23 protein-coding genes are annotated in these 22830 nt (G+C 70.9%); 14 read left to right on the top strand and 9 right to left on the bottom strand.

Annotated elements, in window-relative coordinates; genetic code table 11:
- Positions 1–27: 27 nt before the first annotated feature.
- From ACFY12_RS03365 to ACFY12_RS03335, 7 genes are all read left to right on the top strand, one after another.
- Entirely contained in the window at positions 28–975 is a 948-nt protein-coding gene (locus ACFY12_RS03365) for a type II secretion system F family protein (protein ID WP_390714364.1), read from the top strand.
- A gap of 93 nt (positions 976–1068) precedes the next feature.
- A complete protein-coding gene (locus ACFY12_RS03360) occupies positions 1069–1956 on the top strand; it encodes a DUF5936 domain-containing protein (protein ID WP_390714363.1) in 888 nt (295 codons plus the stop codon).
- 466 nt (positions 1957–2422) lie between these two features.
- Complete coding sequence (locus tag ACFY12_RS03355) at positions 2423–2587, top strand: hypothetical protein (protein ID WP_390713988.1); 165 nt, start codon at positions 2423–2425, stop codon at positions 2585–2587.
- Between the two features lie 83 nt (positions 2588–2670).
- Positions 2671–3372: a pilus assembly protein TadG-related protein gene (locus ACFY12_RS03350; protein ID WP_390714362.1), complete on the top strand. Its 702-nt coding sequence runs from the start codon at positions 2671–2673 to the stop codon at positions 3370–3372.
- A 141-nt stretch (positions 3373–3513) separates the two neighbouring features.
- Positions 3514–4107, top strand: coding sequence for a hypothetical protein (locus tag ACFY12_RS03345; RefSeq protein ID WP_390713987.1), 594 nt, complete (start codon positions 3514–3516; stop codon positions 4105–4107).
- A gap of 11 nt (positions 4108–4118) precedes the next feature.
- Positions 4119–4763, top strand: a complete 645-nt coding sequence (locus ACFY12_RS03340) for an OmpA family protein (protein WP_390713986.1) — start codon at positions 4119–4121, stop codon at positions 4761–4763.
- Positions 4764–4895: 132 nt separating this feature from the next.
- On the top strand, positions 4896–5477 hold the full coding sequence (locus ACFY12_RS03335) for a TetR/AcrR family transcriptional regulator (RefSeq protein ID WP_390713985.1): 582 nt from the start codon (positions 4896–4898) through the stop codon (positions 5475–5477).
- Positions 5478–5732: 255 nt separating this feature from the next.
- Here the strand turns inward: ACFY12_RS03335 and ACFY12_RS03330 are convergent, their stop codons facing one another.
- Positions 5733–7034: an MFS transporter gene (locus ACFY12_RS03330; protein WP_390713984.1), complete on the bottom strand. Its 1302-nt coding sequence runs from the start codon at positions 7032–7034 to the stop codon at positions 5733–5735.
- Positions 7035–7367: 333 nt separating this feature from the next.
- Here ACFY12_RS03330 and ACFY12_RS03325 point away from each other — a divergent pair, with 333 nt between their 5' ends.
- A complete protein-coding gene (locus ACFY12_RS03325) occupies positions 7368–7706 on the top strand; it encodes an ArsR/SmtB family transcription factor (protein ID WP_390714361.1) in 339 nt (112 codons plus the stop codon).
- Between the two features lie 13 nt (positions 7707–7719).
- On the opposite strand, the gene ACFY12_RS03320 is transcribed toward ACFY12_RS03325, so the two are convergent.
- Positions 7720–8055 (bottom strand): DUF192 domain-containing protein, encoded by a 336-nt coding sequence (locus ACFY12_RS03320; RefSeq protein ID WP_390713983.1) that lies wholly within the window; start codon positions 8053–8055, stop codon positions 7720–7722.
- Positions 8056–8266: 211 nt separating this feature from the next.
- Here ACFY12_RS03320 and ACFY12_RS03315 point away from each other — a divergent pair, with 211 nt between their 5' ends.
- On the top strand, positions 8267–9001 hold the full coding sequence (locus ACFY12_RS03315; protein WP_390713982.1) for a prepilin peptidase: 735 nt from the start codon (positions 8267–8269) through the stop codon (positions 8999–9001).
- Positions 9002–9327: 326 nt separating this feature from the next.
- On the opposite strand, the gene mgrA is transcribed toward ACFY12_RS03315, so the two are convergent.
- Positions 9328–10359 carry an L-glyceraldehyde 3-phosphate reductase gene (gene mgrA / locus ACFY12_RS03310; RefSeq protein WP_390713981.1) on the bottom strand — a complete coding sequence of 344 codons (1032 nt, stop codon included), beginning with the start codon at positions 10357–10359 and terminating at the stop codon, positions 9328–9330.
- 143 nt (positions 10360–10502) lie between these two features.
- On the opposite strand from mgrA, the gene ACFY12_RS03305 reads away from it, so the two are divergent.
- From ACFY12_RS03305 to ACFY12_RS03290, 4 genes are all read left to right on the top strand, one after another.
- The gene (locus ACFY12_RS03305) at positions 10503–11300 is read left to right on the top strand and encodes an isoprenyl transferase (RefSeq protein ID WP_390713980.1); all 798 of its coding nucleotides are present in this window, start codon (positions 10503–10505) and stop codon (positions 11298–11300) included.
- Between the two features lie 719 nt (positions 11301–12019).
- Positions 12020–13354 (top strand): PhoH family protein, encoded by a 1335-nt coding sequence (locus ACFY12_RS03300; RefSeq protein WP_390713979.1) that lies wholly within the window; start codon positions 12020–12022, stop codon positions 13352–13354.
- A gap of 411 nt (positions 13355–13765) precedes the next feature.
- The gene (locus tag ACFY12_RS03295) at positions 13766–14464 is read left to right on the top strand and encodes a transglycosylase SLT domain-containing protein (RefSeq protein WP_390713978.1); all 699 of its coding nucleotides are present in this window, start codon (positions 13766–13768) and stop codon (positions 14462–14464) included.
- A gap of 139 nt (positions 14465–14603) precedes the next feature.
- Entirely contained in the window at positions 14604–16175 is a 1572-nt protein-coding gene (locus tag ACFY12_RS03290; RefSeq protein WP_390713977.1) for an AI-2E family transporter, read from the top strand.
- A 136-nt stretch (positions 16176–16311) separates the two neighbouring features.
- On the opposite strand, the gene ACFY12_RS03285 is transcribed toward ACFY12_RS03290, so the two are convergent.
- Positions 16312–16845 carry an alkyl hydroperoxide reductase gene (locus tag ACFY12_RS03285; RefSeq protein ID WP_390713976.1) on the bottom strand — a complete coding sequence of 178 codons (534 nt, stop codon included), beginning with the start codon at positions 16843–16845 and terminating at the stop codon, positions 16312–16314.
- A 5-nt stretch (positions 16846–16850) separates the two neighbouring features.
- Positions 16851–17405: a peroxiredoxin gene (locus ACFY12_RS03280; RefSeq protein ID WP_390713975.1), complete on the bottom strand. Its 555-nt coding sequence runs from the start codon at positions 17403–17405 to the stop codon at positions 16851–16853.
- Positions 17406–17545: 140 nt separating this feature from the next.
- Here ACFY12_RS03280 and ACFY12_RS03275 point away from each other — a divergent pair, with 140 nt between their 5' ends.
- Positions 17546–18502: a hydrogen peroxide-inducible genes activator gene (locus ACFY12_RS03275; protein WP_390713974.1), complete on the top strand. Its 957-nt coding sequence runs from the start codon at positions 17546–17548 to the stop codon at positions 18500–18502.
- 3 nt (positions 18503–18505) lie between these two features.
- Here ACFY12_RS03275 and ACFY12_RS03270 read toward each other — a convergent pair whose 3' ends face one another.
- The 4 genes from ACFY12_RS03270 to ACFY12_RS03255 form a co-directional block, all read right to left on the bottom strand.
- Positions 18506–19132: a Uma2 family endonuclease gene (locus ACFY12_RS03270; protein WP_390713973.1), complete on the bottom strand. Its 627-nt coding sequence runs from the start codon at positions 19130–19132 to the stop codon at positions 18506–18508.
- Positions 19133–19223: 91 nt separating this feature from the next.
- A complete protein-coding gene (locus tag ACFY12_RS03265; protein WP_390713972.1) occupies positions 19224–21560 on the bottom strand; it encodes an FtsX-like permease family protein in 2337 nt (778 codons plus the stop codon).
- Between the two features lie 48 nt (positions 21561–21608).
- Positions 21609–22298: an ABC transporter ATP-binding protein gene (locus tag ACFY12_RS03260; protein ID WP_390713971.1), complete on the bottom strand. Its 690-nt coding sequence runs from the start codon at positions 22296–22298 to the stop codon at positions 21609–21611.
- The gene (locus tag ACFY12_RS03255; protein ID WP_390713970.1) at positions 22295–22819 is read right to left on the bottom strand and encodes a PadR family transcriptional regulator; all 525 of its coding nucleotides are present in this window, start codon (positions 22817–22819) and stop codon (positions 22295–22297) included. Before ACFY12_RS03255 ends, ACFY12_RS03260 begins: the two co-directional genes overlap by 4 nt.
- Positions 22820–22830 lie beyond the last annotated feature (11 nt).

Here is a 22830-nt window from a genome sequence, read left to right as displayed (position 1 = left end):
GCCATGGCCGGTGGGAACGCCCTCGCCATGGCCGGCGGGAACGCCCTTCCCCTCCTCGCCATAGGGGCCACCCTGCTGTGCGGGGTGCTCGCGATCGCCGGCGTACGGACCTACGCCGCCGGGCGAGCCCAGCGCCAGGCCGTCGTCGACCGACTCGCCGACGAGCGCGGACTGCCGGTAGCGGGACGGCGCCGCCGCTTCCTGTCCGTCGACCGGGCCCTGCACGGCACCCGCGCCGGCCGCCGCCTCGCCCTGCGGCTGGCCGCCACCGGCCTGGACGTCACCCCCGGCGAATTCGTCGTCGCCACGCTCGGCGCGGCCCTCGCGCTGTGGCTGGTCGCCCAGGTCACCCTCGCCGCGTTCTTCGGCCCGATCGCCGCGCTGACCGCCGTCTGGGCGGCGTTCGCGTTCCTCAACTGGCAGCGCCAGAAGCGCATCGAGAAGTTCATCAACCAGCTCCCCGAACTCTCCCGGATCCTCGCCAACGCCACTCAGGCCGGGCTGGCCCTCCGGACGGCCCTCGGTATGGCGGCCGAGGAACTGGAGGCCCCGGCCGGGGAGGAGCTGGCCAAGGTCTCCGACAAGCTCGCGGTCGGTCACTCCGTCGACGAGGCCCTCGGCGAGCTGGCCGAACGCCTTCCCTCCCGCGAACTCGTCGTCCTGGTCACCACCTTGGTGCTCGCCAACCGCGCCGGCGGCACCGTCGTCGGCTCGCTGCGCAACCTCACCAAGACGCTGGAGGAGCGTAAGGAGACCCGCCGGGAGGTCCGTACCCAGCTCTCCCAGGTCGTCGTCACCGCATACGTCGTCCCTCTGCTCGGCATCGGCACCCTGCTCCTGATGAACCGGATCGCGCCCGGCGCCATCGACCGGATGACGTCCTCCTTTCTCGGCCAGCTCGCGGTCGTGGCGGCCTTCGTCCTCTACGGGCTCGGCTTCTTCCTCATCCGCCGACTGTCCAAGATCGACGTCTGAATCTGATACGGGAGCCGCACGGTGACCGGAAGGAGAACTGCACGGTGATCGGAAGGGGAGCTGCACGGTGATCGGGACAGGAACTGCACGGTGATCGGAATTCTGCTGGCCACGGCCTTCGCCCTCTCGGTCGTCGGCATCTGCTGCGGTGTCGCCCTCTACCGCCACGAGGCCCGGCTGCCGCCCGACCTGGCGCTGTCTCTGGAGGTCGGTGCGACGCGTACGACGGCCGTCGGCTCGGCGGTGGACCGGGCCGGTATGCGCTACGCCCCGCTCGTCCTCCGCCTGATGGGCGAGAAGCGCACCGGCCGCATCCGCCGCCGGATCGACCTCGCCGGCAACCCGGGCGGCCTGACCGTCGACCGCTACGCCGCCCGCCGTGCCGTCTACGGCGCGCTCGGGTTCTTCGGCGCGCTGGTGATGTTCCTGCGGGGCCAGCCGGTTCTCGGTGTCCTGATGGTGCTCTTCGGCCTGTTCTGGAACGAGGTCGGCATCTGGGCCGCGATCCGTCAACGCAAGGACACCATCGAACGTACCCTTCCGGACTTTCTGGATGTGCTTGCCGTCGTCGTCAGCGCCGGACTCAGCTTCCGCCAGGCACTCGACCGGGTGGCGGAGAAGTACGAGGGACCCTGGGCCGATGAACTCCGCATCACACTCCGTCAGATGGACATGGGTGTCAGCCGCCGCGCCGCCTTCGACGAACTGCGCAAACGCAACGACTCCGAGCAGGTCGCGCAGTTCGTCACCGCCCTCCAGCAGGGCGAGGAGCTGGGTTCCCCGATCGTCGAGACGCTGATCCAGATCGCCAACGACATGCGCCGTACGGACGCCCAGAACGCCCGCCGCCGGGCCGCCCGCGCGGTCCCCAAGGCAACCATGGTCGTCACGACGTTCATGGTCCCGGCCACCATGATCCTGCTCATCGCCGGCTTCTTCCTGGGCTCGGGCACCGACTTCACTTCCCTGACCGGAGACTGACGTGGCGTCGGTGCGGCGAACTGTTGGTGAACCAGCCCGGTGAAGCCGTCCGGATGCGTACGTTCCACCGTTCGCTTCTCGTCAACGCCTTCGCAGGAGCAACGAGTTGTGCCACAGTGGGTGAGCCGACGGTCACCCGCGTACCACCGTGCGGGACGGTCCGACGGCCCACATGGGCAGTGAGGCGGCAGAGCACCGGCGCATCGCACCGGCACAGGAGTGGGGCATTGTCCCGGAGGGGGAGCGGGGGTGGGCAGGATGCGACCGAGTGGCCGAAAGTCGCCGCTGTGCCGTGCGTCCGTACCCCCGAAAGAGGAAGGGGTTCGGAATCCCTGTCCCGGGAACGCTGTACCGGCGTACGTTTCTGGTGTCCGGATGGGTGTCATGAACGCGGCCGAATGCGCCGGCATCACGGGGCCGGACCAGCCGGACCGGAGCAGTGCGGCCGCCCATGGAGGGGAAGACGATGGTGAAGCGGAATTTGGGGAACGACCGGGGACAGACCTCGATCGAGTACCTCGGCATCATCGCGGTGGTCGTGGCCATCGTCCTGGTCCTGTCGACCACGGACTTCGGCAGCCAGATCGCCAACGCCATCGCCAACAAGATCTCCGACGTCGTCGGAATCTAGTGCCCCGGGCACTGGATTCCGCTGTCGCCACCGCCGTGCCGGCCCTCACCACGCGCCGCAACAGGCGCGACAACAGACGCGACATCAGGCGCGACAACAGGCGTGACGCCGGGCAGGCCTTCCCGCTCTACATCGTCGCGGTCGGAGGCCTGCTCTTTCTCGCGCTCGCCTTCTTCGCCGTGGGGCAGGCGGCGGCCACCCGTAACGGTGCCCAGACCGCCGCCGACGCGGCCGCGCTCGCCGCCGGCCACAAGTACCGTGAGCTGCTCACCAAGGACCTGCTCGACGGTCTGCGCGACGGGCGGTACGCCGGCGACCGGGACGCCTGGGGCGACCTGCTGAACGGGCGCGGCGCCCCGTCCGCGGCGGCCTGCGCGAGCGCCGACTGGTTCGCCGGCCGCAACGACGCCGGGGTCACCTCCTGCACCCCGGACTCCTGGCCCACCTCGTTCGCCGTCACCGTCAGGACCCGTAACACCGTGGGCCGTTCGGTCATCCCGGGCACCGACAGCACCCATGCATCGGCCGAGGCAAGGTCCGTCGTCGGCCCGCGCTGCGCCCTCACGCCCGGCACGGACGCCAAGGGCAAGGATGGCCCGGAAGGCAAGGGCAAAGACGGCCCGGAAGGCAAGGGCGAGGACGATCCCAAGCCCGGACCTGCGCCCGGCCCCAAGCCCGCCCCCGTCACCCTCACCTGCGACGGCAAGCGCTGGACGCTCGACCCCGACGACCTCCACCACCTCCCCGACGCCACCGACCTCTTCTCCGTACGCCTCGCCCACTGACCACCTGACCACTGACGACCTGACCGCTGACCGCCTGACCACTGACCGCCTGGCCGCGGATCGCTGACCGCCTGACCGCCTGACCGCCTGGCCGCTGACCACCGACCCACCGAGCACACGACGATCGAAGGATTCGCATCCATGAGCATTCGGCGCACCACGAAGGCCGCCAGGGGAGCGGTCGCCATGGCGAGCGCTGTCGGCCTGGCTCTCGTCGTGGCCGGCTGCGGTGGGGGCGGTGACGCCGGTGCCGGCGGGCCGGGGGCGGGCAATGCCAAGCCCCCGGTCCGCACCACCACCCCGAAGGACGGGGGCCCCGGCAGCCCCGCGGCCGACTCCAGCAAGGTGATCGGCGAGATGAAGGGCCCCGACGGCATAGTGATCACCCTGCACTCCGTCATCCGCGACTCCGGCGGCTTCGTCACCGTCAGCGGCACCGTGACCAACCACGGCACCCGCGCCTTCAACGCCATCAACTGGCGCTCGAACGAGACCGAGCTGCGCTCCCGTTCGTCGATCTCGGGAGCCACCCTCGTCGACAAGGCGGGCAAGAAGCGGTACCTGGTGCTGCGGGACACCAACGGCGAATGCCTGTGCACCACCGGGCTCAGCGGTCTGCTGCCGGGAGCCAGCCGCCCGATATTCGCGCAGTTTCCGGCGCCCCCGGCCAAAGTGACCGAGGTGGACTTCCAGCTGCCGACCATGCCGCCCGCCAGCGTGCAGATCACGGATTGAGCGGGCCTCCGATGACCGCGCCCGAGAAGCTCCGGCCAGTGCGCACGCGCCGAGCCCCGCGTACGGCCGCCACCGCCGCTGTCGCCCTGCTGCTGGCCATGGCGCTGACGGTGCCCACCGCGCATGCCGACCCGCCCGGTGTGATCGAGGGCGCCGATCCCCCCGTCAGGATCGACCCCAGCGACCCCGATCTGAGGATGGTCCAGGGCGCCAAGCTCGCTCCGTCCAAAGTGCTCAACATCAAGTCGATCGTGGAGGCCGACGACGGTTCGGAACGACGCCAGGACACCAACGACAATGTGACGTTCGCGCTCCAGGCCGAGGTGCTTTTCAGCAAGGACAGCGCCGAGCTGACCCCCGACGCGCTGTCACGGATCGCCGCCATCGCCGCGGAGATCGGGAAGCAGCGCGCCGGCCGCCTGCGGGTGTTCGGCTTCACCGATGATCTGGGGTCGGCGAGCCATGGGCTGGTCCTGTCCAAGGAGCGCGCCACTGCCGTCCAGCAGGAGCTGGCCAGGGGCCTGGGCCCGTCGGTGAGTTTCGAGATCCGCGGCTACGGGGAGCAGTACCCGATCGCCGACAACAGCACCGAGGAGGGCCGCCGGAAGAACCGCCGGGTCGAGGTCAGCTTCCCGCGGTCCGCTCCGCCTGGCTGACGTCCCGCAAAGCCTGGTTGACCTCCCACAAAGCCTGGCTGACCTCTCACAAAGCCCGGCTGACCTCCCGCAAAGCCCGGCTGACGTCCCACGAATTGGACCGCTCGGTACAGTATGTGTGAGTATGACCCCATGGCACGGCCCAGGAAGTTCGACGAGGGGCAGGCGGTCGACGCCGCGATGGAGGCGTTCTGGGTCGCCGGCTATGAAGCGACGTCCACCCAGGACCTCTGCGATGCCACGGGCCTGGGGCGCAGCAGCATCTACAACACGTTCAAGAGCAAGCACGACCTCTTCGAACGGGCCCTCGCCCACTACATGGAGCGGAAGAACGGCGAGTTCGACGAGCTGCTGGCGGGCGAGCTGCCCGCACGGCAGAAGATCCGTGCGGTGTTCCGGCGGATCATCGACGATGAGTTCAGCTGCCATACGGACGGCCGTGGCTGTCTGGTCGTCAACACATGTGTCGAGGTGTCGGCCCATGACCCGTCGGTCGCGGCCTCGCTGGAGCGGGATTACGGCGTACGGCTGGAGGCGATCCGCGCCGTGATCGAGTCCGGTCAGCGCGACGGCGATATCACCCCCGACAAGGATTCCCGCACCCTCGCGCATCTCGTCATCGCCACGGTCAGCGGGCTGCGCGTCTCGGCGCGGGCCGGCGTCGGCCGTGCGGCGCTGGAGCAAGTCGCGGACGCCGCGCTGACGGCGTTCTGAGCCCTCCGGCCGTCACGCCCTCCCGGCCCCCGGTCCCGGCTCCCGGCCCCCGGTCCCGGCTCCCGGCCCCCCGGCTCCCCGGCCCCCGAATCCCCGGCTCCCCAGCTCCCCGGCCCCCTCCGCCCCCGCCCCCCAGCGGGTGGAATACCCGCCCCTCCCACCTTGTTGTGGCCCCGCAGGGGGGCCTCGCATCCCCTAGGGAATCCGTTCGACCATCCCCTACGGGAACCCCCCTCCCCACCTACGGGAACACCCCTACCCGGCCGCCTCCCCGCCCCGTACCGCCACCAGTGCCGCGCCGGCCACGGCGAGGGCGGCGACTGTCAGGCCGAAGAGGGTGGCGGCCGCCGGGAGGCCGATGGCGTCGCTGAGGTACCCGTCGGCGACCGGAAGGGCGCCGGCGAGGAAGTAACCCCCGGCGTTCAGGGCCGCGTTGGCCTCCGCGCGCCGGGTGGCCGGGACCTTGCGGCTCAGTAGCGTCAGCCCGCCCAGCTGGCCGGCGCCCTGGCCCGCGCCGGCCAGGATCACCGCGGCGACCAGTGGTGCCAGTGTGGCGGTGTGGACGGCGGTGATCAGAGCCAGGGTGCCCGCGACGGTGGCCGCGCCGGAGGCCAGCAAGGTGGTGCGGACGGCCGTCCGTCGCAGCGCGAACTGCACGCCGGTGGCGGACAGGAACATCGCCAGCGCCATCCCGCCCACCAGCGCCCGGTTCGCGGTATCGAGCAGACCGGCCAGCAGCGACGGCCCGAGCGACAGGACGAAGCCCGTGCCGCTGATGCCCGGGGCGAACGCGGCGAGTCCGAGGGCGAGATGGCGCCGGTTGTCCCGGGGGACGGCGGGCAGCCGCACCCAGGAGCCGGAGCGTGAGGCGGAGTCGGTGCTCCGTCGCGGTAGCGGCATCCTGGCCGTCATCGCCAACGCCGTTGCCAGCAGGACGGCTTCCACGACGAACACGGTGACGGTCGGTCCGGGAACGGTCTCCGACAGCACTCCGGCCAGTACGGGGCCGATCCCGGCGCCCAGGACCATCCCGGTGGACGCCAGCAGCGGGCCGAGCCTCCGCCCGGCGGCGATGTCCGTCACCGCTGCCATACCGGCCGATACGGCGGCACCGGTGGCCACGCCGGTCAGCAGGCGGGCGGCGACCAGGGCGGCCACCGACGACGCGGTGGCGTAGATGAGGCAGGCGACGACGCCCAGGAGCAGTGCCGGGATCAGGACCGGCTTCCGTCCGAGACGGTCCGAGGCCACCCCGGCCACCGGCAGCGCGCCGAGCAGCCCGGCCATGTACGCCGCGTAGATCAGCGTCAAGGTGCCCGAGGTGAAGCCGATCTGGTGCTGCCAGACCGCGTACAGCGGCATCGCCGCGTTCGACAGTACGAAGAGTGCGACCACCGGCCAGGCGGCGAACCAGATCTCCCGGGCGGGCGGCGGCGCGGGCGCCGTCTGCGCGTCGGGCGCTGGCACCGTACGGACGTCGGGCGCAGGCACCGTACGGGCGTCGGATGCAGGCGTCGTGCGGGTTTCGGGTATGGGCGCCATGCGGGTCGCGGGCATGGGTGTCCCCCTCCTCGTCCAGTCGGTACGAATCTCCTCGTACAAGCAGTACGAGGAGATTCGTACATGGAGTTGACAGTACGATGCAAGTCGTACTGGAGGTGGGTGTGCCGGTCCATCGGTAGGCCGGTCCACCGGTGCTCCGGTACGGGAGCGGGATCGCCGAGCGGAAGGGGTGCCGGGATGAGCGCCGAGACGAGCGCCGGAACGTCGTCCAGGAACGGGAAGAACGAGAAGCAGGGGAAGAAGGAGAAGAACGGGAAAGCGGTGCGGAGCGGGCCGGGGGCCGGGCAGGCGCACGGGGCGGACGGGGCGCCGCGCGACTTCGCCGCGCTGCGACGACCCGTACCGTCTGACGCCCCCGACCCGCTGCCGGAGCCCGAGCGGGACGCCCTGCGGCTGGAGACCGTCATGGGCGCGCTCAGCGACCCGCTGCGGATCCGGATCGTGCGCACCCTTCTGCTGGAGTCGGAGGCCTTCGACCACACCTGCGGCTGGTTCGGCTTCGACCGGCCCAAGTCCTCGCTCACCCACCACTTCCGGACCCTCCGGGAGGCCGGGCTGATCCGTCAGCGGCAGTACGGGCTGGAGCGGCGCAGCCAGGTCCGGATCGACGACCTGGAGGCCCGGTTCCCCGGGCTGCTGGCGCTCGTCGCCGACTGGCGGGAATGAGCGCGCGGCGCGGTCACGGGGCCGGGCGGGCCGGCTCCACCCTGAGGCGCAGGCCCGGGCGGATCCCCCAGGCCGCCAGCGCGCCCGCTTCCGCCTCCAGCACATGCCGGGCGCGGAGGCGGGGGAGGCCGAACCGGCCCGGGCGCATGGTCCGTACGGCGAGCACGGTCAAGTCCCGCCCCAGGTAGGCGACATCGATCGTGAACCGCATCCGGAAGGTGTGCACTCCGCTGGCAGGGGTCAGCAGCAGCGCCCCCTCGATGCCGTCACGGCCCAGCAGGCCGCGGGTGCGGGCGCGGTAGGACGACGCGATCTCCACGGGAACGGCGGTCTCCGCGCCGTACAGCATTCCCGGGCCGTTCCCCCAGTTTCCTGAGCCATTCCCCCAACGCGCCATACCCAGCGTTCTATCAGCTCCCGCGCCCGCTCCCGCCCCGTTCCCGCCCAGTCCCCGACCAGTTCCCGCCCAGTCCCCGTCCGCTTCCGTCCACCCCGTCCGGTTCCACACCGGTCCGCCCCATGGGCCGACGGGCACGTCCTAGGGTCGACAGGTGCCGCCGATGCTGATCGTTCTCGTCGTTCTCGCCGCCGCCTACGGGGCCGCGGCCGGGCTGCTGATACCGCGGCCCGCCCACCGGATGGCCGTCGAGCCCGAGGAGGAGTGGCGCGCGGTCTGCCCCGGCGGGCATCCGATCACAGGGCCGGCGCGGGGCTGGCTGGGGCCGGGGCGCTGCGCGGAGTGCGGGGCGTACGGGCCCGGGGCGCTGCCGACGTCGGCGGTCACCGCCCTGGCCTGCGCGGCGCTGGCGGCGGTCACCGGGCCACGGCCGGAACTCGCCGTCTGGCTGACGATGGCACCGGTCGCGGTCCTGCTGGCGGCCGTCGACTGGCGGGCCCGGCGCCTGCCGGACGCGCTGACCCTGCCGCTCGCCGTGCTGGGGGCCGGCACGCTGGGGCTCGTCGGAGGGCTCACGGGGGAGACCGGTGCGTGGGGGCGCGCGCTCCTGGGCGGACTGGTCCTCGCCGTCTGCTATCTCGTCCTCTATATCGCCAATCCGTCCGGCATCGGGCTGGGCGACGTCAAGCTGGCGCTCGGGCTGGGGGTCGCCCTTGGGTGGTACGGCTGGCGCACTCTGGTCACCGGGGGCGCTGCGGGGGTGCTGATCGGCGCGGTCTACGGCGCGGGGCTGGTGATCGCCCGGTGCGGCGCCCGGAAAGCCGCCATTCCGTTCGGGCCATTCATGATCATCGGGGCATTCTGCGGCCTGTTGCTGGGCGCCGCCGCGGCCCCCTGAACACCGTCCCGCGCCCGCTCGCGGGGAGCCGGGCCGTACGCCCCCGGCGGAGACGGGCCACGCCACCGCGCGCGCCGGTGCACCGAGCACCCCTCCCGCGGGGTTATGGTGGAAGCCCCCCCCTCGGGCCGGTCCGTATCCCCCCCACGGACCGGCCCGCTTTTCTTCTCGGACCGGGCACCGGCTCTCTTGCCGGGCCGGGCACAGGCCCCAGGCCCCCGCGACAGCTCCCACGGCGTCACGCGCGCCACCACCGGGAGGCCTCTACCACCGGGCGGCCCCTTCCCCCCGGTCCCCCTGGTCCTCTACCGCTCTCCCCTGGTCCTCTACCGCCGGGCCCAGATGTTCACGCCCTCCGTCGTCTTGGCGAACTCATCGATCTCGGCCAGTTCCGCATCCGTGATCGGCGCCGCGTCGAGGGCCGCGATATTGGCCTCCAATTGGGCGACGCTGCTGGCGCCGATCAGCGCAGAGGTCATACGGTCGTCGCGGAGCACCCAGCGCAGGGCCAGCTGGGCCAGGGTCTGGCCGCGGCGGGCGGCGATGTCGTTCAGGCCGCGGAGGCGGCGGACGACCTCGTCGGAGAGCAGGTCCGGGTCCAGCGACTTGCCCTGGGCGGCGCGCGAGCCCTCGGGGACGCCGTTCAGGTACTTGTCCGTGAGCAGGCCCTGTGCCAGCGGTGCGAAGGCGATGCAGCCCATGCCCTCGTCCTCCAGCGTGTCCAGCAGGAGGTCGTCCTCGGTCCAGCGGTTGATCATCGAGTACGACGGCTGGTGGATCAGCGCCGGTACGCCCAGGTCGCGCAGGATCCCGGCGGCCTCACGGGTCTGCTCGGCGCTGTACGAGGAGACGCCCGCGTAGAGGGCCTTGCCCTGCTGGACCGCGGACGCCAGGGCGCCCATGGTCTCCTCCAGCGGGGTGTCCGGATCAAAGCGGTGCGAGTAGAAGATATCGACGTAATCGACATCCATCCGCTTCAGTGACGCATCCAGTGACGAGAGGAGGTATTTCCGCGAACCCCATTCGCCGTAGGGACCCGGATGCATCAGATATCCGGCCTTCGTCGAGAGAATCATCTCGTCGCGATGGCCGCGGAAGTCCTGCGCGAAGATCTTTCCGAAGTTGAGCTCCGCGGACCCGGGTGGCGGGCCGTAGTTGTTGGCCAGATCGAAGTGGGTGACACCCAGGTCGAAGGCGCGGCGCAGGATGGCCCGCTGGGAGCTCAGGGTGCGGTCGTCACCGAAGTTGTGCCAGAGTCCAAGGGAGACAGCGGGGAGTTTCAGCCCGCTGCGGCCCGTTCGCCGGTACGTCATCGAGTCGTAGCGGGAATCCGCCGCGCGGTAGTCGGTGCCAGTCATGGTCATCTCCTATCACGTACTCGTGACAGAACTGCACGTACTTGTGACAGACCTGATGGGGCTGTCACGCCAGCCGAGAAGTAAAGTTGCTCACTTGAGGCGACGGGGCGACCGACATTCGGCACGGAGGGGCTGGACCACACATGCTGCGATCTTCCGGGAAGCGCATCCCGTATCCGCCTGCACTGCGTAATTTCGTCTACCGGCTGTACGCGCGCCGGGTGGAAGGCCGCCTGGACCACACCCAGGTGCCCAAGCACATCGGCGTCATCCTGGACGGCAACCGCCGCTGGGCCCGGGCGGACGGGCTCTCCACCGAGCAGGGCCATCAGGCGGGCGCAGCCAAGATCGAAGAGCTGCTGGGCTGGTGCGACGAGACCGACGTCGAGGTCGTCACGCTGTGGCTGCTGTCGACGGACAACCTCGACCGGCCCGAGGCCGAGCTGACCCCGCTGCTGGGCATCATCGAGAACACCGTGCGCAATCTGGCCGCCGACGGCCGCTGGCGGGTCCACCACGTCGGCAATCGCGATCTTCTCCCCGAGGCCACCCAGCGGGTGCTCAAGGAAGCCGAACAGGCCACCCTCGACAACACCGGCGTCCTGGTGAACGTGGCCGTCGGCTACGGCGGCCGGCAGGAGATCGCGGACGCGGTGCGCTCGCTGCTGCTGGACCACGCCGAGCGCGGCACCTCCTTCGAGGAACTGGCCGAGATCGTCGACATCGACCTCATCTCGGAGCACCTCTACACCCGCGGCCAGCCGGACCCGGACCTGGTGATCCGTACGAGCGGCGAGCAGCGGCTGTCGGGCTTCATGCTCTGGCAGAGCGCCCATTCGGAGTACTACTTCTGCGAGGTCTTCTGGCCGGCGTTCCGGAAGGTCGACTTCCTGCGCGCCCTTCGCGATTACGCTGCGCGGCATCGGCGGTATGGCTTCTAGTCGTTGTCGGCCGTCCCGCCGTGGGTGTTTCTCGCCGTGACGCCTGCGGCGGGCGTGGTTTTGTCGGGCGCGGGTCCGCTCCTCCGGACTTCGTCCTGCGGAGCGGCCCCTCCCGTGAGGGGGAGGAAAAACGGTGAGTGGGGGTGTACGCAAGTGGTCCGCTTCCTGCGGATGATCGCTTACGTACACCCCCACCGGTCTCTTTCCACCCATCCACGGGAGGGGGCGCACCGCAGGACGGCAGTCCGGAGGGGCGCACCCGTGACGTACAGCCCCGCGCAGCGGTAACGGCCCGCCGCCAGGCGCAACGGCGAGGCGGAGGTACGGCGCCGCAGACGACAACGTGGGAAGCTGGCCAAGCGCAGCGGACCGGCAGAGGACGGGTCACCAAACGTTCATCGACTGTGCGTCATATGCCGTGGCATGGGCGCGGGGGTTCAAGGGAATATCCCTTGCAGGTCGGCGTCCGGAACAAGCCATCGGGCGCCGTATCTCAGCGGACGGCATGGGGCCGTCCGCCCGGGAGGCCCTTTGCACATCACGGACATCCGTGCGCACCGCACGGGCGACGCGAGGGGCCGGTGCTCGGCCCGTGCTATCGGGGCCCGGCCCGGTCCGGTCAGGAGATGGCCGGGGGTCCCGGGGGCAGCGCCCCCTGGGAGCACACCGCCCCGCGACGCCGTCGCACCCCAACCTCATCCGAGGGGGTTCGTCCACCCGTGGTGAACAGCAAGCAGCGCCGTGACAACGACCGGCGTACGTATGTCCTCGACACCAGTGTGCTGCTGGCGGATCCAGGAGCCATGTCCCGCTTCGACGAGCACGAGGTCGTGCTCCCGGTCGTGGTGGTCACGGAGTTGGAGGCCAAGCGGCACCATCCGGAGCTCGGCTACTTCGCCCGGAAGGCGCTCCGCCTCCTGGACGAGTACCGGGTGCGGTTCGGGCGGCTGGACGCGCCCCTCCCCATCGGAGAGCTCGGCGGGACACTCCGGGTCGAACTCAACCATTCCGACCCGGGGGTGTTGCCGGCCGCGTTCCTGAACGGGCACCGGCTCGGTGACAACGACTCACGGATCCTCGCGGTCGCGCGCAACCTCCAGGCGGAGGGGTACGACGTCACCGTCGTCTCCAAGGATCTGCCGATGCGCATCAAGGCCTCCTCGGTCGGCCTGCTGGCCGAGGAGTACCGGGCCGAACTGGCCATCACGGATTCCGGCTGGACCGGTATGGCCGAACTGACCGTGCCGGCCGAGCACGTCGACGACCTCTTCGCCGCCGAGACCGCGAACGTACCGGGCGCCTCCGAACTTCCGGTGCATACCGGACTTGTGCTGCAGTCCGAGCGCGGCAACGCGCTCGGCCGGGTCACCGCCGAGGGCGCGGTCCGGCTGGTGCGCGGCGACCGGGAGGCCTTCGGTATCCACGGCCGCAGCGCAGAGCAGCGGATCGCGCTGGACCTGCTGCTCGACCCCGACGTCGGCATCGTCTCGATGGGCGGACGGGCCGGTACGGGCAAGTCGGCGCTGGCGCTGTGCGCGGGTCTGGAGGCCGTACTGGAGCGCCGGCAGCACCGCAAGGTGATGGTGTTCCGCCCGCTGTACGCCGTCGGCGGGCAGGAGCTGGGCTATCTGCCGGGCAGCGAGGCGGAGAAGATGAGCCCCTGGGCGCAGGCCGTCTTCGACACGCTGTCCGCGGTGACCACCAAGGACGTCATCGAAGAGGTGGTGGAGCGCGGCATGTTGGAGGTGCTGCCGCTGACCCACATCCGGGGGCGGTCGCTGCACGACGCGTTCGTCATCGTGGACGAGGCCCAGTCGCTGGAACGGAACGTCCTTCTGACCGTTCTGTCCCGCATCGGGGCCAACTCCCGAGTTGTTCTGACGCATGATGTCGCACAGCGCGACAATCTCCGGGTCGGACGGTACGACGGAGTAGTCGCGGTCGTTGAGAAACTGAAGGGACATCCGCTCTTCGCGCACGTCACGCTGAACCGCTCGGAGCGCTCGCCGATCGCCGCACTGGTGACCGAAATGCTGGAGGACGGCAGGATCTGACCAGTTGTGGGCCGAAGAGGCGCCGCCCGGCGAAGCGCAGGAGCATAGCCGGGCGGCGTCGTGCTGTGGGCCGATATCCGAAATTCCCCCCGGGTAAACGAGGTGTGAGCTTTCACACCCGGATCGGAATTGATTCCCGGTGTGTCGTTCGGGCAGAGTCTGGGTCCTGTCAGGCCCCGCATACGGCAGCACAAGCACCCCCAGCGGTGCGGAACGAACTGAACTTCATAGCGAGTCGCCGTGTGCCGCCCGAGCACCACGCGGACCCCGAGGGGGACGTACCGGGCCAGTGCCTCCCGTGACCAGCCGGACCCGTCCGCTCAACAGGGCCCGGAACAAGGGGAGACCAGCGCCAGGGGCACGATTGCGTCCGCGAGGTCACCTATGCGGGCGATGCTGGAAGGAAAACGTGTGAGCCGGATTTCGGTCCGGGGATTCGCCGTGGCATCCGCCACCGCGGTCACCACCGTCGGCGCCGTCGTCGGCGTCGCCGCGGGACAGCCCTCCTCGGTAGGCAACACCGAGGCCGCGGCTGCCGACGCGACGATCGCCGATATCCCCGCAGGCGCTCAGGCACAGGTGCAGACGGCTTCGCTGACGCAGCAGGCGGACGACGCGTCCGTCCAGGCGGACACGGCAGCCCTCAAGTCCGCGCAGGAAGCCGCCCGTAAGGCTGCCGCCGAGACCGCGCAGAGCAAGAAGGACGCCGCGGACGAGGCCAAGGCGAAGAAGGAAGCCGAGGAGCGCAAGAAGGAAGAGGCGGCCGCGTCCCGCTCCTCCGCGCGCGACGTCGGCGACCTGCTCGGCAAGAGCTCGTACACCGTTGCCGAGACGCAGGCCATCGCACGCCAGATGATCCCCGGCGACCAGTTCCAGTGCTTCAGCAACATAGTGGACAACGAGTCCAGCTGGAATTACCGCGCCAGCAACGCCTCCTCAGGTGCCTACGGGCTCGTCCAGGCGCTGCCCGGCTCCAAGATGTCCTCGGCCGGATCCGACTGGCAGACGAACCCGGCAACCCAGATCAAGTGGGGCCTCAACTACATGAACGACCGCTACGGCAGCCCCTGCGGCGCCTGGTCGTTCTGGCAGGCCAACAGCTGGTACTAGGCCCTGTCCCCAGGCCTGTCGGCTGCGCCACGGCGCTCCCGAAACCCCCGAACGCGACGGCGTCGGGGGTTTCGCGTATCCGGCACAGGTAACGTCGTCCCGTCGGAATGCGGCGTGTGGGAGGAGAAGAGGAACGGCCATGTCCAGATTGCCTCAGTGGGTCGGCGGTATCGGCGCCGGTCTGACGCGTCTCGCGCAGCGGCTGGAGGAACAGCGCCGCCGCGCGGAGGTTGCGGCGGCAGCCGGCGACCCGGTGGAGCTGAGGCGTGCCGGACGCGCCGAGGCGTCGGCGGTCGACGGCTCGGTGAACGGCTCGGCGGCCGGTGCGCCGTCTGTCGCCGTGAGCGGCTCCGCGGTGAGCGGTTCCCCGGTGGGCACGCTCACCGCCACCCGTATGTCGTACCACTTGCCGGAAACGGTGGACGGCGTGCCGCACCCTTCGGTGGACGGGGAGCACACGCACGCGCGTACGCCGGCGCCGGAGCAGCCGGCCGCCGCCGCACGCCCGCCGGAGTCCGTGCCCGCACCGCCCGACTACGCCCCGGCCGTCATGGCCCGCCCCGATCCGGTCGCCGCCGTGCCGTGGGGCGTACGGGTCGCGGCCGAGGTGGGCTGGCGGCTGCTGGTGCTGGCCGCCACGGTCTGGGTGCTGGCGAAGGTCATCACCGCCATCGAACTGGTCGTGCTGTCCTTCACCGTGGCGATGCTGATCACCGCGCTGCTCCAGCCCACGGTGGGCTGGCTGCGCCGCCGCGGGCTGCCCCGCGGGCCGGCCACCGCACTGACCTTCATCGGCGGCTTCGTCATCCTGGGCCTGGTCGGCTGGTTCGTCGTCTGGCAGGTCCAGGACAACGTCGACTCGGTCTCCAGCCGGGTCCAGGAGGGCATCACCGAACTCAAGGGCTGGCTGCTGCGGAGCCCGTTCCATGTGACCGAGAGTCAGATCAACGGCATCGCCAAGAATCTGCAGGACGCCATCGGCGCCAACACCGAGGCGATCACCTCGGCCGGGCTGGAGGGCGTCACCGTCGTCCTGGAGGTCTTCACCGGCATCCTGCTGGCGATGTTCACCACGCTCTTCCTGCTCTACGACGGCCGGCGGATCTGGGAGTGGCTGCTCAAGCTCGTACCGGGCGCGGCCCGGGAGGGTGTGGCGGGGGCCGGCCCCCGGGCCTGGCGGACCCTGACCGCCTACGTACGCGGCACGGTCATCGTGGCGCTGATCGACGCCATCTTCATCGGCATCGGGCTCTACTTCCTCAATGTGCCGCTGGCGGTGCCGCTCGCCGTCTTCATCTTCCTCTTCGCCTTCATCCCGCTGGTCGGCGCGGTGGTCTCGGGGGCGCTGGCGTGTGTCGTCGCGCTGGTCACCCAGGGGGTGTTCCCGGCGCTGATGGTGCTGGTGGTCGTCCTGGCCGTCCAGCAGATCGAGGGCCATGTCCTGCAGCCGTTCATCCTGGGCCGGGCGGTCCGGGTGCACCCGCTGGCGGTGATCCTCTCGGTCGCCGCGGGCGGCCTGATCGCCGGGATCGGCGGCGCGGTCGTCGCGGTCCCCCTCGTGGCGGTCACCAACACCGTCGTCGGCTACCTGCGCGCCTACTCCAGGGAACAGGCCCTGCGGATGTCCGTCGCCCCCCGCGGCGCCACCGCCCTCGGCGTGGCCCCGACCCTTCCGCCGTCGGCCCGTACGACCGGGGAACCGCGGGACTAGGGCGGCCGGATACAGCGACCGGATACGCGCTGATACGCGCTGATACGCACAGAACCCCGCGGACACAGTGGTCCGCGGGGTTCCGTTTGAGCCCGTGAGATGAGCCCGCGCGGGGGCTCATGGGCGTTGTCCGGGCTTACTCCGAGAGGACGGCCTCGGCGTCCAGGGTGGCGCCGACGGCCTGCAGGACGGAGGCGATCTTGACGGCCTCGAGGATCGTCTCGCGCTCCACGCCCGCCTTGCGCAGCACCTGCTCGTGCGAGTCCAGGCACATACCGCAGCCGTTGACGGCCGAGACGGCCAGCGACCACAGCTCGAAGTCGACCTTGTCCACGCCCGGGTTGCCGATGACGTTCATCCGCAGACCGGCGCGCAGGTTGCCGTACTCCGGGTCCGACAGCAGGTGCCGGGTCCGGTAGAAGACGTTGTTCATCGCCATGATGGCGGCGGCCGACTTGGCGGCGGCGTAGGCCTCGGGGGAGAGGTTCGCCTTCGCCTCGGGCTCCAGCTCACGCAGCACCTTCGGCGAGCGCGAGGCGATCGCGCAGGCGAGCACCGTGCCCCACAGCTGCTGCTGCGGCAGCTCGCTGTTGCCGATCACCGAACCGAGGTTCAGCTTCAGGTCCTTGGCGTAGTCCGGAACGGCGGACTTCAGGTCATCGAGAGCCATGGGTGTCACTCACCAGCCAGCAGGGCGACCGGGTCGAGGGTGTCCTCACCCTTGCTCCAGTTGCACGGGCACAGCTCGTCCGTCTGGAGGGCGTCGAGGACCCGGAGGACCTCCTTGGGGTTACGGCCGACGGAGCCGGCGGTCACCATGGTGAACTGGATCTCGTTGTTCGGGTCGACGACGAAGACCGCGCGCTGCGCGAAGCCGTCCTCGCCCTCGACGCCGAGCGCGCGCATGAGCTCGTGCTTCGAGTCGGCCAGCATCGGGAAGGGCAGGTCGGTCAGGTCCGGGTGGTCCTTGCGCCAGGCGTGGTGCACGAACTCGGAGTCACCGGAGAAGCCGAGGATCTGGGCGTCACGGTCGGCGAACTCGTCGTTCAGCTTGCCGAAGGCCGCGATCTCGGTCGGGCACACGAAGGTGAAGTCCTTGGGCCAGGCGAAGACGACCTTCCACTTGCCCTCGTAGGTCTTGTGGTCGATCTGCTCGAACTCCTTGCCCTTCTCCAGGGAGACACAGGCAGTCAGGTCGAACTCGGGGAACTTGTCACCGACAGTGAGCACACGCTCTCCTTGTTGCGCAGAAAGCCCCTTGTGGGGACTTTCGGACTTTCTCTGAGGCTTGGACGAGCTCCACCGTGCCACAGGAGGCATTGATCAGGGAAATAGCTAGACTGGTTGATGTTGATCGGAGGTGGTTATCAGTGGCCTCACCAGCCAGTGGCGGACGACCCCGCCAGCCCAGCCTCGCCCAGCTGCGCGCGTTCGCCGCGGTGGCCGAGCATCTGCACTTCCGCGAGGCGGCGGCCGAGATCGGTATGAGCCAGCCCGCACTGTCCGGCGCGGTCTCCGCGCTGGAGGAGACGCTCGGGGTGCAGCTCCTGGAGCGTACGACCCGCAAGGTGCTGCTCTCCCCGGCGGGGGAGCGGGTGGCGGCCCGCGCCCGTACGGTCCTGGAGGCCGTCGGCGATCTGATGGAGGAGGCGGAGGCGGCCCGCGCCCCGTTCACGGGCGTCCTGCGCCTCGGCGTCATCCCGACTGTCGCGCCCTACCTCCTGCCGGCCGTCCTGCGCCTGGTCCACGACGCGTACCCCGCCCTCGACCTCCAGGTGCACGAGGAGCAGACCACCTCCCTCCTGGACGGCCTGGCGCACGGCCGGCTCGACCTGCTCCTCCTGGCCGTCCCCCTCGGCGTCCCCCAGGTCACCGAACTCCCCCTCTTCGACGAGGACTTCGTGCTGGTCGCCCCCAAGGACCACTGGCTCGGCGGCCGCGGCGACATCCCCCGCGAGGCGCTGCGGGAACTGGACCTGCTCCTGCTCGATGAGGGGCACTGCCTGCGCGACCAGGCCCTGGACGTCTGCCGGGAGGCGGGCAGGGACGAGAACGCCCCCATGACGACCAGCGCGGCGGGCCTGTCCACCCTGGTGCAGTTGGTGGCGGGCGGGCTGGGGGTGACTCTGCTTCCGCGTACCGCGCTACGTGTCGAGACCAGCCGTAACGATCAGCTCACCACCGGCTACTTCGCGGATCCGGCCCCCTCGCGGAGAATCGCCCTCGCCATGCGCACGGGCGCCGCGCGGCAGGCGGAGTTCGAGGAGTTCGCGCGGGCGCTGCGGGGGGCGCTCAAGGGGTTGCCGGTGCGGATGGTCAAGGGGTGAGGGTCAGCGGCGCGGGGAGAGGCGTCGGGAGTCGTCCAAGATCTGCGTGACATCGAGGGTGACTTCGGCGCCGATCGACTCGGGGAGGGCGGCCTTCTCCCCGGGCACATGGATGCGGTGCACGTCGTAGCCGTCCTCCATGGGCTCGGTGAGGACGTGGAGGCGTTCGTGCTTGCGGTCGACGATCACGTACACGGGTACCTTCGCCGCGCCGTAGGCGGCTACTTTGATGCGCAGGTCGTTGGCGTAGTTCCCAGACGTGACCTCCAGGACCATCCGGAACACCGCCGGGTCGCAGCACTCGTGCTCAAGGATGTGCTCCCTGGCGTTGCTGTCCACCACGGACAGGTCGGGAACGGCGAAGTTCGCCGGGCCGTCCGGCAGCCACAGGCCGAGACCTTCGAGTACTCGCGTCTCGCCGCGGTTCAATCCCGCCGCGACAAAGATGTCCCGGAGGCTGGACAACCCCCACGCGTGGGCAATGTCCGAGGGGGGGGTCACGGTGAGGTCGCCTCCGAGGATCTCGACGCGGTAGCCCGGAAGCTGCTCCATGAGCCGGTCGGCCTGTTCGAGGAGCGTCAGCGGCTCGTGGCCGGGCGCGCAAGGATGCTCGACGGCTGCTGCGGACATTGCATGCCTCCCGTGGGCTGGTGTCGAGGTCATCATCGTAGGCACGGACGCCCGCGCACGTCTCGTATGACCGCGTTCACCCGTTCGGGTATCACTCCGTACGAAGCCCCTCCGGCCGCATCATCCGCCACAGGGGCGGGAGGCTCAGGGCCGTGACGAAGAGGATCACCCCGCCGCCGATGGCGGTCATCGCCGCCACCACCGGCCAGTCGACGATCACCGCGCTCTCGATCATGGAGAGCAGCAGGGAGCCGAGTGCCAGGCCGCAGGTCAGTGCCAGGGCCAGGCCGAGGGTGACCGGGACGGCGGTCTGCCAGAGCACCGACCAGCCCAGGGTGGCGCGGCGGGTGCCGTAGGCGTCGAGGACGGAGAGCAGGCGGCGGCGTTCGTAGAGCTGCTCGACGGTGGTGATGATCAGGCCCGCGCCGATCAGCAGCAGGGTGATCACGGCGCCGATGAACAGGGCGTTGCGGACGCTGCCCAGCTGGGCGTCGTGCGGGTTGTCGACGACGGAGAACTCCTGCGTCCACGGGGTGAGGCGGGCGGCGGTGTTGCGGATGTACTCGACCGCGTCGGGGGTGTGCCGGTCGAAGTCGACCGTGAACTGCGCGGTGGGGTCGTCGAGCCGGGCGATGTCGACCGCGGACGGGGTGAGGAGCAGGTCGTATCCGTCGAGGCCGGGGCCGGTGCCGGGGTGGCGCAGGCGGGCGTCACGGGCGCTCCCGGGGATCGTCCAGGGGTGCGGCGCCGCCGCCGGCTTCCCGTCGTACGCCGGGGTGTTGAGGTCGAGGGTGAAGCCGGGCGCCAGAGCGGGGTCCCGGCCCGGGGCGTTGGCGTTGAGGAAGACATCGCCGTCGCGGCAGGAGGGCAGGTCGGCGAGGCGGCGCAGTTCGGCGCAGCTGCCGACGGCGAGTGAGGTGTACGGGGGGTCGGCCGGGTCCACGCCGGGGGCGGGCATCCGTCCGGCCCCGGCCTCGATGGTGCCGTGGACGGCGGTCACCCCGCGGGTGGTGCGCAGTGCGTCGAGCGTCTGCTGGACCTGCGGCCAGCTCCTGGCACCGCTCGCCAGCGAGAGCCGCGGCAGCTTGCCGGACTCCGCGTACGCGTGGGCGTAGCCGGCCTGTATCCCGGTCATCAGCATGTGGATGGCGATGGCGCCGGCCACCGCGACGGTGATACCGCCGACCGCGCGGGTGGCCGAGCTGCTGCTCAACTGGAGCCTGCGGACGGCCAGTTGCCAGGGGACCGGGCCGCCGCGCAGCCGGCCGACCACCACGTCCACCAGCCAGGGCAGCAGCGCGGTGACGCCGAACAGCAGCAGCATCGAGCCGGCCGCGAGCCGGAAGGTGTTCAGCGGGTTGTCGCTCCACGGCTGCTCCCAGGCGAGCGGGACCAGCAGCAGGGTGCCCGTGGCGGGCAGCACGAGCCGCCACCACAGCCGGCGGCGGACGGCCGGGCGGGCGCGGACGACGCCCAGCGGCTCGACGGTGACGCGGCGCTGCGCGAACAGCGTCACCAGCACCGCAGCGGCCGGGACCAGCAGCCCGATCAGCGCGGCGGCGAGCGGCCCCGGCGTCACGTCGGCGGAGAAGACATTGATGTCCCAGAGAGTGATCAGCGGGGCGAGCTGCCGGATGCCGAGGAACAGCGCGCCGCCGCCGACGAGGCCCAGCAGCGAGCCGAACAGCGCCTCGCCGGAGGCGATCCGGCGGGTGGTCCGGACATCGGCGCCGACCAGGCGCAGCGCGGCCAGCCGGCGCTCGCGGCGCTCGTTGCCGAAGCGTACGGACGTCCCGATGAAGACCATCACCGGCATCATCAGCGCCACACAGGTCATGGTCACCAGGAGCACGGTCGGCGTCCCCAGCCGGTTCGGCTCCCAGTCGCTGTGGCCGAAGCGGTTGATGTGGTAGCCGTTGCTCAGGGTGGCCTTCTGGGCGAAGTAGGTGAGCTCCCGCGGGCCGAGCAGGCCGGCGTCGCCGAGGGTGCCGGCGACGGTGTAGTCGAGGCGGTCGCGGAGCAGGTCGCCTTCGGGGGAGTCGAGGAGCTCCTTGAGGGCCGGTGAGACCAGCATCCGGCCCGGGCCGGGGAGCTGGGGCACGCCCGGTGGCAGGGGCGGGTGCGCGCCGTCGGGGCGCACCACCCGGCCGCGGATCGGGGTGCCGTGGAAGGCCGTGTCGGCCGAGGCGTAGCGCAGGGTGGTGTCGCCGGGCCGGGGCTCGTGCATCTGGCCAAGGTTCTCGCGGGCCTGCTCCCGGCCGTGCCGCGCGGCCATCAGGGTCGGTACGGACGCGCCGATGAGCAGGACGGCCACGCCCAGGGCGACGCCGGCGGCGGTCAGTGCCGTACGGATCCAGCCCTCGCGGCCGCCGCCGGCCGCGAACCGCATCCCCATCGCCAGGTCGCGGGCCCAGCGGGGCGGGTTCATATCAAGCCCGCCGTCATGTCCTTCACCGCAAGCCCGCCGTCATGTCCGTCACCTCAGGCCCGCCATCATGTCCTTCACCTTGCCGTCGCGGACGACGATCTCGCGGTCGGAGTAGGCGGCCACCCGGGCCTCGTGGGTGACCAGTACGACCGCGGCGCTGGTGTCCCGGGCGGCGTCGGTGAGCAGGGTCAGTACGCGTTCGCCGTTGAGGGAGTCCAGGGCGCCGGTCGGCTCGTCGGCGAAGACCACCCGCGGCCGGGTGACCAGCGCGCGGGCGACCGCGATCCGCTGGCCCTGTCCGCCGGAGAGCTCACCGGGCCGTTGGCCGCGTACGCCGTCGACCTCCAGGCGCTCCAGCCACTCGAGGGCCTGCGCCTCGGCGGCCTTGCGCCGGGTGCCGTTCAGCCGCAGCGGCAGCGCGACGTTCTCCAGCGCGGTCAGCTCCGGGACGAGCTGGCCGAACTGGAAGACGAAGCCGAAGTCGGTCCGGCGCAGCGCGCTCCGCTGGGCGTCGCTCAGGTCGGTGAGGGTGTGCGGGCCGTAGTGGACGGTGCCGGAGTCGGGGCTGATGATGCCGGCCAGGCAGTGCAGCAGGGTCGACTTGCCGGAGCCGGACGGGCCCATGACGGCGACCACCTCGCCCGGGTGGATGGAGAACTCCACCCCGTCCAGCGCGGGCGTGGGGCCGTACGCCTTGTACAGCCCCTCCGCGGCGAGCAGGGATCCTTCCGGCGTCATGGGCGGACCGTCTCCGCCAGTTTGTCGAGCCGGGCCGCGGTCAGCTCCAGCCAGCGCAGATCGGCTTCCAGGTGAAACAGGGCGTGGTCGCAGATCAGCTGGTCGGCGAGGTCGCCGGAGCGCTTGCGCTCGGTCAGCCCGCGCATCAGCCGCAGGTGCTCGGTGCGCTGGCTGTCCAGCAGCTCGGCGGCGTTGCGGTCGGTCATCAGCGCCAGCACCACCTTGGTGTAGAGCGTCGACTGGAGGTACGGCTCGGGCTTCTCCGGGCGGGCCAGCCACTGCTCGACGTCGGTGATGCCGGCGTCCGTGATCGCGTACCGCTTGCGCTCCGGCCCGGCGCCGGCCTCCACGCCGTCGACCTCGACCAGGCCGTGCTTCAGCAGCCGCGACATCGTCGAGTAGACCTGCCCGTAGTGCAGCGGGCGGTCGTGGCCGAAGTGCTCGTCGAAGGCCCGCTTGAGGTCGTAGCCATGGCGGGGGCCGGACTCCAGGAGGCCCAGGAGCGTATGACCGATTGACATGCCGACCACCT

It is taken from the genome of Streptomyces sp. NPDC001339 (assembly GCF_042895955.1).
In the GTDB taxonomy this organism is placed as follows: Bacteria; Actinomycetota; Actinomycetes; order Streptomycetales; family Streptomycetaceae; genus Streptomyces.
Note: the sequence above shows the minus strand (reverse complement) of the source record. Positions and strands in the feature narration are given on the sequence as shown.

Bases quoted from the DNA above. Each gene is read 5' to 3' on its own strand.
- ACFY12_RS03315 (WP_390713982.1), top strand. From the start codon at position 8,267: ATGCTGATCGTTCTCGTCGTTCTCGCCGCCGCCTACGGGGCCGCGGCC.
- ACFY12_RS03320 (WP_390713983.1), bottom strand. From the start codon at position 8,055: ATGCTGTACGGCGCGGAGACCGCCGTTCCCGTGGAGATCGCGTCGTCC.
- ACFY12_RS03270 (WP_390713973.1), bottom strand. From the start codon at position 19,132: ATGTCCGCAGCAGCCGTCGAGCATCCTTGCGCGCCCGGCCACGAGCCG.
- mgrA (WP_390713981.1), bottom strand. From the start codon at position 10,359: ATGACTGGCACCGACTACCGCGCGGCGGATTCCCGCTACGACTCGATG.
- ACFY12_RS03340 (WP_390713986.1), top strand. From the start codon at position 4,119: ATGACCGCGCCCGAGAAGCTCCGGCCAGTGCGCACGCGCCGAGCCCCG.
- ACFY12_RS03345 (WP_390713987.1), top strand. From the start codon at position 3,514: ATGAGCATTCGGCGCACCACGAAGGCCGCCAGGGGAGCGGTCGCCATG.
- ACFY12_RS03260 (WP_390713971.1), bottom strand. From the start codon at position 22,298: ATGACGCCGGAAGGATCCCTGCTCGCCGCGGAGGGGCTGTACAAGGCG.
- ACFY12_RS03305 (WP_390713980.1), top strand. From the start codon at position 10,503: ATGCTGCGATCTTCCGGGAAGCGCATCCCGTATCCGCCTGCACTGCGT.
- ACFY12_RS03290 (WP_390713977.1), top strand. From the start codon at position 14,604: ATGTCCAGATTGCCTCAGTGGGTCGGCGGTATCGGCGCCGGTCTGACG.
- ACFY12_RS03330 (WP_390713984.1), bottom strand. From the start codon at position 7,034: ATGCCCGCGACCCGCATGGCGCCCATACCCGAAACCCGCACGACGCCT.
- ACFY12_RS03335 (WP_390713985.1), top strand. From the start codon at position 4,896: ATGGCACGGCCCAGGAAGTTCGACGAGGGGCAGGCGGTCGACGCCGCG.
- ACFY12_RS03285 (WP_390713976.1), bottom strand. From the start codon at position 16,845: ATGGCTCTCGATGACCTGAAGTCCGCCGTTCCGGACTACGCCAAGGAC.
- ACFY12_RS03265 (WP_390713972.1), bottom strand. From the start codon at position 21,560: ATGAACCCGCCCCGCTGGGCCCGCGACCTGGCGATGGGGATGCGGTTC.
- ACFY12_RS03255 (WP_390713970.1), bottom strand. From the start codon at position 22,819: ATGTCAATCGGTCATACGCTCCTGGGCCTCCTGGAGTCCGGCCCCCGC.
- ACFY12_RS03355 (WP_390713988.1), top strand. From the start codon at position 2,423: ATGGTGAAGCGGAATTTGGGGAACGACCGGGGACAGACCTCGATCGAG.
- ACFY12_RS03365 (WP_390714364.1), top strand. From the start codon at position 28: ATGGCCGGCGGGAACGCCCTTCCCCTCCTCGCCATAGGGGCCACCCTG.